Here is an 8,308-nt window from a genome sequence, read left to right on the forward strand (position 1 = left end):
CGCGTGTGTGATCCCGGGGGAACGGGGCCCGGGGTGTACCCGGGCCCCCGCGGGAGCCACCCGGTGTGGTCCGGTCCTGAGGGCGCGGCCGTCCCCTGCCTGTGCCGTCCGGACCGGACCGGGGTCCCCCGGCCGGCCGGTCCGCGCGTCTCCGCAGGCGCACGGCCCGGCCGTTCTTGAGCGGGCCCGCTCACCCCTCGGGGTGGCCGAGCTCCACGTCGACGTCCTTGGCGCTCTCGTCGCCGACCGTGATCGTGGTCGCCACCGGCGGGAAGCCACTGGCTATGAGCGAGTACTCGCCCGCGTCCAGGTCGCCGAAGGCGTACGCGCCGTCGCCGCCGGTCGTGGCGGTGGCCACGACGTTGCCTGCGCCGTCCACGAGGGTGACGCGGGCCTCGGGCAGCGGCAGCCGGGTCGTGCCGCCGAGGACGGTGCCCTGCACACGGGCACCGAGCCGCAGCGCGATGTCGACGTGGGTCGGGCCGGTGCCGGCGACCTCGACGGGGAGGGCGACCGGCCGGAAGCCGGTGGCGTTGACCGCGAGGGTGAAGTCGCCCGCCGGGAGCTCGCCGAAGCCGAAGCCGCCGTCCTGCCCGGTGCCGCCACTGGCCAGCACCTCGCCGCGGATGTCGGTGACGACGACCACGGCGCCGTGGACCGGGATGCCGTCCGCCTCGGAGGTGACGGTGCCGGTGAGGCCGCTGGTGCCGGTCAGGACCACGTCGTAGGCGACCGGCTCCTCGCCGACCACGACCGTGGAGGCCTGCGGCTGGTGGCCGTCGGCCGCGGCGATCAGGACGTACGAGCCGGCGCCGGGCGCGGTGAGCGCGTAGCCGCCGTCGGGGCGGGTGGCGGCCCGGCCGAGCTGCTTGCCGGTGAGGGAGATCAGCGTGAGCGTGGCGTGCTCGACGCCGGTGCCCTCGGAGTTGCGGACCTGGCCGTGGATCATGGGTCCCTCCTGGACGGGTACGGGCGCTGGTGCGGGTTCGGGTTCGGGTGCGGGTGCGGGGGCGGGCACCGGGACGGTGGCCGGGGCCGCGGCCCCCGGCCCCGGCGCGGCGGGCACGACGGGCGCCGGCTCCTGCTGTCCGGACACACCGGCCGCCTGCTGCAGACCGCTCGAGGTCCTCAGCGGCACCTCCTTGACGAACAGCACCAGCAGCAGCGCGAGGAACGCCACCGGAGCGGCCACCAGGAACACATCGCCGGCGCCGTGGCCGAACGCGGTCTCCACGACCTGGCGGATCGGCGCCGGGAGCGCCCCGAGGTCCGGGATGCTGCCGTCGGAGGAGCCGGTGGAGTCCACGCCCAGCGCGGACAGGCCGTCCGTGGTGTAGCGGCCGACCCGGTTGGCGAGCACGGCGCCCAGCGCGGAGACGCCGACCGCGCCACCGAGGGTGCGGAAGAAGGTGACCATGGAGCTCGCGGCGCCGAGGTCGGCGGCCCCCACCTGGTTCTGCACGGCGAGCACCAGGTTCTGCATCACCATGCCGAGGCCCAGGCCCAGCAGCGCCATGTAGATGGCCATGTGCCAGTAGACGGTGTCGTACCGCAGCATGCCCAGCAGGCCCAGGCCCGCGGTGAGCAGTACGCCGCCGGCGACCAGGATCGCCTTCCAGCGGCCGGTCCGGGTGATGACCTGGCCGGAGACGGTGGAGGAGACGAACAGGCCGGCGATCAGCGGAATGGTCAGGACGCCGGACATGGTCGGCGACTTGTCGCGCGCCAGCTGGAAGTACTGGCTCAGGAAGACGGTTCCGCTGTACATCGCCACGCCCACGAAGAGCGAGGCGGCCGAGGTCAGGGCGATCGTCTTGTTGCGGAACAGCCGCATCGGCATGATCGGCTCGCGCGCGCGGGACTCGACCAGCACGAAGATCAGGCCCAGCAGCACCGCGCCACCGGTCATGACCCAGGTCTGCCAGGAGATCCACTCGTACTTGTCACCGGCGAAGGTGACCCAGACGAGCAGCAGGCTGACCGCGGCGGTGACGAACGTGGCGCCCGCCCAGTCGACCTTGGCCTGGCGCTTGACGACCGGCAGGTGCAGGGTCTTCTGCAGCACGACCAGCGCGAGGATCGCGAAGGGCACGCCGACGTAGAAGCACCAGCGCCAGCCGAGCCAGTCGGTGTCGACGATGACACCGCCGAGCAGCGGGCCGCCGACGGTGCCGACCGCGAAGGCCGCGCCGAGGTAGCCGCTGTACCGGCCGCGCTCCCGCGGCGAGATCATCGAGGCCATGATGACCTGGGTCAGCGCGATCAGGCCGCCGACGCCGACACCCTGGACGATCCGGCAGGCGATCAGCATGCCCGTGTTCTGCGACAGGCCCGCGATCAGCGAGCCCACGACGTAGATCACCAGCGCCAGCTGGACCAGCAGCTTCTTGCTGAACAGGTCGGACAGCTTGCCCCACAGCGGGGTGGTGGCGGTGGTGGTGAGCAGTGCGGCGGTGATGACCCACGTGTAGGCGCTCTGACCACCGTGCAGATCAGAGATGATCTTCGGCAGGGCGTTGGACACGATCGTGGACGACAGGATCGCCACGAACAAGCCGAGGATCAGGCCGGTCAGGGCCTCCATGATCTGCCGGTGCGACATGGGGGCCGCGTGTCCTGCGTGGGCGTCCGCCCCCCGCACACCGGCCGGTGATGCGGTTGTTGCCATCGTCATCCTCTTCACATCGTGATCGTTTGCGTACGGGGGCGGCAGTCGGCGGTGAAGGCCGTGCGCAGCCGTTCCAGCAGCCGGCAGAGCTCCAGGACGTCCTGGTCGGACCAGTCCCGCAGGTGGTCGGCGAGCGAGGCGGTGACTCCGTCCAGTGCGGCGCGGAGCATGTCCATGCCGCCGGGGGTCAGCCGCAGCAGCCGCGACCGTCTGTCGTGCGGGTCGGGCAGCCGGTCGATCCAGCCGCGCTCCGCGAGGTGCGCGACATGGCGGCTGGTGACCGACATGTCGATGTCCAGCAGCTCTGCCAGACGGCTCATCCGCAGTTCGCCGTGGCGGCTCACGACCGCGAGCACGCCCAGCGAGGCGGGCGGGCAGTTCGGCGGGCACGAGCGGCTGAGCTCGCGGGCCACGGCCGGAATGGCGCGCAGTTGGCTTGCCAGCTCCCCGTACAGCTCCTGCGATGCCATGTGGACCGTCGCCTTCCCTCCGGACTATTGGTTGCCTTGAGCAACCGTAAGATGATTGGTTGCTGCAGGCAAATTCTTATGGGTAAAAAGCTCCAAAAGGAACGGCCCGCGTCCGGTCAAGGAAGCGGGCCGTGCGACAAAAGGTGCAGGTCAGGCCGATGCCTCGGTGAGAAGCTCCAGCTCCTGAGCGGTCAGCTCCAGCTCCACCGAGGCCAGCAGCGCCGGCAGCTGCTCCGGCGTCCGGGCGCTGGCGATCGGGGCCACGACGGTCGGCCGGGACCGCAGCCAGGCCAGCGCCACGCTCGCCGGCTCCGCGCCGTGCGCCGCCGCGACCTCGTCCAGCGCCGCCAGCACGCGGGGACCGCGCTCGGACTCCAGGTAGGCGCCGGCCCCGCCCGCGCGGGCGCTGTCCACCGCGACGCCGGGCCGGTACTTGCCGGTGAGGAAGCCGCGCGCCACGCCGAAGTACGGGACCGAGGCCAGCCCGTGCGCCCGCACCACCTCGCGCAGCGGCCCCTCGTAGTCCCGCTCCACCAGGTTGTAGTGCTGCTGGAGCGCCACGTACTTCGCCAGGCCCTCCCGGTCGGAGAACTCCAGCGAGGCGGTCAGCCGCTCCGCGCTGATGTTGGACGCGGCGATGTACCGCACCTTGCCCTCGCGGACGAGCGCGTCCATCGCGCCGACGATCTCCTCCACCGGCGTCCCGACATCGTCGTGGTGCGTGTAGTAGAGGTCGATGTGGTCCGTGCCGAGCCGCCGCAGCGACTCCTCCGCCGCGGCCTTGATCGTCGCGGCCCTCAGCCCCTTGAAGTCCGGGTGGGAGCCGACCTTCGTGGCGACGACGACGTCGTCGCGCCGCCCGCGCTTGCCGAGCCAGCTGCCGATCAGCAGCTCGGACTCGCCGCCGCTGTGGCCGGGGACCCAGGACGAGTAGGTGTCCGCGGTGTCGACGAAGTTGCCGCCGGCCGCCGCGTACGCGTCCAGCACGGCGAAGGAGGTCTCCTCGTCCGCCGTCCAGCCGAAGACATTGCCGCCGAGGGAGAGGGGGAAGACATCGAGGTCAGTGGTGCCGATGAGTGCCATGGAACGTGCGACACCGTTTCGACGGGCGGTATTCCCGTATCCGTTCCCCCGTTGTCCGGGCCCCAGGGGTGACCGGCGCGACATGACTTCGCTAGGGTCCTGCACCATGACTACCCCTGACAACAATTACGACCCGGCCGGCAACACCCAGATGTTCCGTGCCTTCGTCGACGAGGAGCCCGCACAGGTCCAGACCTCGGGCGGCGGCAGCCGGACGGGCCTGATCGTCGGCATCATCGCGGCCGTCGTGGTCGTGGCGGCCGTCGCCTGGTTCGCCCTGTCCTGACCCACCACCGCTGCCCGGGTCCCCCGGTCAGCGGAACAGTGCCGCCAGTTCGACGCGGGAGCGCACGCCCAGCCTGCTGAAGATGTTCCGCAGGTGGTACTCGACGGTGCGCGTGCTGAGCACCAGCCGGTCGGCGATCTCCTGATTGGTGGCCCCCTGGGCCACCAGCTCGGAGATGCGGGTCTGCTGCGCGGTCAGCTCCCGTGCCCCGCCGGGCGCCCGGTCCACCGGTCCGACGCGGTCGCCCGCCGCCCGCAGTTCGGCGGTGGCCCGCTCGGCCCACGGGCGCGCGTCGAACTGCCGGAAGACCGCCAGCGCGTCCCGCAGCAGACCCCGCGCCTCGCCGGGACGGCGGGTGCGGCGCAGCCGGGAGGCGTAGAACAGCTCGGTCTTGGCCAGTTCCAGGACGGTGTCGTCGTCCTGGTGCAGCCGCAGTGCCTCGCGGAAGTGGCCGACGGCCGCCGCGTCGTCCTCGGCCAGCAGGCCGTGGCAGCGATGGGCCTGCGCCAGCCGCAGCGTGCTGCGGTTGCCCGCCGCCCAGTCCTCGTAGCCGCGCAGCGCGCCCTCGGCCTTCGCGCGCTGCCCGCAGCGCACCGCCGCCTCGACGAAGTGCGGCGTGGCCAGCCCCCGGATCGCCAGGTTGACCTGGCCCGCCCCGGCGCGCATCCGCCCGAAGCGGGAGAGCGCGTCGGCCGGGCGGCCCGCGGCGAGGTCCGCGCAGGCCGACGCCCACGAGTTGAACGCCTCGGGCCGGCCCAGTCCGCGGGACGCCACCGCGTGCCCGGCGGCGCCCATCCGCGCCGCGGCGGTGGCGCTGTCGCCCTGCAGCGCCGCCAGCAGGGCCAGTACGGACAGATGGTCCACGGCCAGATTGCGCTGGCCGGTCTCCTCCGCGAGCCGCACGCCCTCCTCGGCCGCCTCCCCAGCCGCCGCGTAGCGGTCCAGCGCGAGCGCGCACAGCGCCTCGTACACCAGCGCCGCGGGCACCAGGGCGGTCGCACCCTGGTGTCGCGCCCGGTGCGCGGCGGCCGAGGCGAGCGCGAGCGCCCGCCGCGCGTCCCCCAGGGTGTACGCCGCCTGGCTGGCCCAGATCGCCGACTCCGGGTCGCCGGCCGCCTCGGCCAGCCGGAGCACCCGGCGCAGTGCCCAGTGGGCCTCCCGGTGCCGGCCGGCGAAGGTGGCGGCGAGGCCCGTGAAGTGGTCGAGGACCAGCCGCTGCGCGGGGGTCTCGTCGCCGCGGCGCATCGACCGCGCCCGCTCGGCGAGCGCGAAATAGGCGGTGAAGTCGCCCGCCAGACAGCATGCTTCGCCGGCCAGCATCAGCGCCCGCAGCGCGAGGGCGCGCTGCCCCGCGGGGAAGCGGCCGACGGCGCCGGTCAGTTCGCGGCAGGCCGCGGCCGGCACGCCGTCGCGCAGCTGGATCTCCCCCTGGACGAGCGCCCGCAGGGCCTCCGACGGCGCGGGGCCGCCGCCCGGTCCCGCGCGGCGCAGCAGTTCCCGAGCCCACCGGGTGTCCCCCGAGGTCCGCGCGTCGGCGGCGGCCGCGAGCAGCCAGCGGTCCCGGGTGGCGGGATGCGCGGTCGTACCGGCGCCGTGTTCCAGGGCGGCCGCCGCCGCGGCGTGGCCGCGGTCGCGGCGGGCGGCGGTGGCAGCCTCCTCCAGTTGCCGTTCGGCCGCCGGTGAGGGACCGGTGGCGAGGGCCAGACGGTGCAGGGCCCGGTAGAGCCGGGCGGAGCAGGGGTCCAGGACGGCGGCCAGGGTGGCGTGCGCGGCCGTGCGGTCCGCGGGGGAGAGCAGCGCGGCCAGCGAGGCGTGCAGCAGCCGGCCCGGCACGGCCGTCGTGCCGTCCCGGGTGACCAGGAGTCCCGCGGCGTGCGCGCCGTCCAGGGCCCGGGCGTCCAGGCGCAGACGGCGGGCGGCGGCCTGCAGCAGCGCGGCGGGCAGCGGGCCGCCGGCCACGACCAGCGACACCAGGGCGCGGGCGGCCGGGCTCAGCGCCCGGAAGCGGTCGCGGTGCCGCTTGCGCAGACTGCTGCCGGCCGGGAGCGCGGGCGGGTCCGGCAGCGGACCGGCGGCCGCGGCGCCGGCGAGGTCGGTCAGGGCCAGCGGATTGCCGCCGGCCAGCGTCAGCACGGTGGCGGCCACCGGGTCCGGCAGCGGTGTCGCGGCCGGGCGGGCGGCGAGCAGGCGGCGCGCCGCGGCCGGGCCGAGCGGGCGCAGCCGCAGGTGGTCGACGCCCTCCAGCCCGGTGGCGGCCGGGTCCCCGTCGCCGTACGCGTCGACGGCGAGGAGCAGGGCGCAGGACGTGCCCGTGAGCCTTCGCGCGGCCATGCCGAGCGCCCGCAGCGTCGGGGGGTCCAGCAGGTGGGCGTCGTCCACGCACCACAGCAGCGGCGCCGGAGCGCCCAGCGCGCCGGCCAGCCGGAACAGTGCGGTGCCCAGGGCGAGTTCGCCGTCCGGTGGAGGGCGGCCTGCCAGCACCGCGGTCAGCACCGCCGCGTGCGCCGCGGGCAGCCGGAGGGCCTGTCCGCCGACCGGCAGCAGCATCCGCTGCAGCCCGGCGAGCGGGACGGCCGTCTCCGCGGGGGTGCCGGCGGTGCCCAGCACCGTGAACCCCGCGGCCGTCGCCGTCGCGGCGGCCGCCCCGAGCAGGGCGCTGCGCCCGGACCCGGGTTCGCCGGACAGCAGCAGGGCGCGGCCCCGGCCGGCCCGGGCCCCGTCCAGCAGGGCGGTCAGGGCGGCCCGTTCGCGTTCCCTGCCGTACAGCCCGGACGGCCATGCAGCGTCCGCACTCCGCTCGGCCTCCATGACGCCAGTGTCAACTGGCCGGGTCGGAGAGGGAAGAGATGCGCGCGATGTTCCGGACATGACAGAAATTGGGCAACCGTGACGACCGGGAACACCACTGGTGATTCCACCGGTCCGCCGCGCGCCCGCCGCTCCGAGACTCCTGCCGACCCCCACACGACAAGGAGTTGTGATGCGACGCATCTGGGCCATCCTCCTCACCCTGGCCGCCGCGCTCGGCCTCGGCACCGTCGCCCTGCCGGTTACCGCCAACGCAGCCACCCACACCCCCGTGGTCTTCGTGCACGGCTACACCGGGAGCGCGAGCAACTGGGACTACGCGGAGTCGGTGTTCGTGAGCGCCGGCTACAGCCGCGGTGAGCTGTTCGCGTACGAGTACAACTGGAGCCAGTCCAACAAGACCAGCGCCGCCGGACTGGCGAGCTACGTGCGCCAGGTGCTCTCCCGCACCGGCGCGACCAAGGTCGACATCGTCAACCACTCCATGGGCGGCCTGGTCACCCAGTGGTACCTCACGCAGCTCGGCGGCACCTCGTCGGTCCGCCGGGTCGCCTCCATCGCGGGCGCCAACCACGGCACCACGTACGCCTCGGCCTGCGTGATCTACACCTCGTGCGTGGAGATGCTCCCCGGCTCCGCCTTCGTCCGCACCATCAGCAGCGGTGACGAGACGCCGGGCGCCACGGTCTACGCGACCTGGTACTCGCCGTGCGACGGCGTCATCATCCCGTACACCAGCACCCCGCTCAGCGGCGCCACCAACCACCTGGTCGCCTGCACGACGCACATCGGGTTCCTCAGCGACCTGGGCACGATCAGCGACATCCGCTCCTACCTGGCCGCCTGACCGGCGGTACCCGGCGCGGGGGGGGGGGGGCCCCCCGGCCCCCCCCCCCCCCCCGCCCCCCGGGGGCCGGGCCCCCCCCGGGGCCGCCCGGGGGGCGGCCGGGCTTACCCGGGGCCCCCCCCCCGCCGGGGGCCCCCCCCCACCAG

Annotated in this window: 6 protein-coding genes; 2 read left to right on the forward strand and 4 right to left on the reverse strand. The window is 74.4% G+C overall.

The genetic code is table 11. The features are described from left to right. Positions 1-190 precede the first annotated feature (190 nt). The 3 genes from ACFYXS_RS28270 to ACFYXS_RS28280 all read right to left on the reverse strand — a co-directional run bounded on the left by ACFYXS_RS28270 (position 191) and on the right by ACFYXS_RS28280 (position 4,221). The gene (locus tag ACFYXS_RS28270) at positions 191-2,668 is read right to left on the reverse strand and encodes an MFS transporter (protein ID WP_389253145.1); all 2,478 of its coding nucleotides are present in this window, start codon (positions 2,666-2,668) and stop codon (positions 191-193) included. 11 nt (positions 2,669-2,679) lie between these two features. Further along, positions 2,680-3,138: a MarR family winged helix-turn-helix transcriptional regulator gene (locus ACFYXS_RS28275; RefSeq protein ID WP_389253147.1), complete on the reverse strand. Its 459-nt coding sequence runs from the start codon at positions 3,136-3,138 to the stop codon at positions 2,680-2,682. Between the two features lie 150 nt (positions 3,139-3,288). Continuing rightward, positions 3,289-4,221 (reverse strand): aldo/keto reductase, encoded by a 933-nt coding sequence (locus ACFYXS_RS28280; protein WP_389253149.1) that lies wholly within the window; start codon positions 4,219-4,221, stop codon positions 3,289-3,291. A 106-nt stretch (positions 4,222-4,327) separates the two neighbouring features. On the opposite strand from ACFYXS_RS28280, the gene ACFYXS_RS28285 reads away from it, so the two are divergent. Further along, positions 4,328-4,507 carry a hypothetical protein gene (locus ACFYXS_RS28285; protein WP_389253151.1) on the forward strand — a complete coding sequence of 60 codons (180 nt, stop codon included), beginning with the start codon at positions 4,328-4,330 and terminating at the stop codon, positions 4,505-4,507. A gap of 27 nt (positions 4,508-4,534) precedes the next feature. On the opposite strand, the gene ACFYXS_RS28290 is transcribed toward ACFYXS_RS28285, so the two are convergent. Beyond that, positions 4,535-7,315, reverse strand: a complete 2,781-nt coding sequence (locus ACFYXS_RS28290) for an AAA family ATPase (RefSeq protein WP_389253153.1) — start codon at positions 7,313-7,315, stop codon at positions 4,535-4,537. 172 nt (positions 7,316-7,487) lie between these two features. On the opposite strand from ACFYXS_RS28290, the gene ACFYXS_RS28295 reads away from it, so the two are divergent. Then, a complete protein-coding gene (locus tag ACFYXS_RS28295; protein WP_389253155.1) occupies positions 7,488-8,162 on the forward strand; it encodes an esterase/lipase family protein in 675 nt (224 codons plus the stop codon). Positions 8,163-8,308 lie beyond the last annotated feature (146 nt).

Source organism: Streptomyces sp. NPDC002574, from assembly GCF_042889545.1.
In the GTDB taxonomy this organism is placed as follows: Bacteria; Actinomycetota; Actinomycetes; order Streptomycetales; family Streptomycetaceae; genus Actinacidiphila.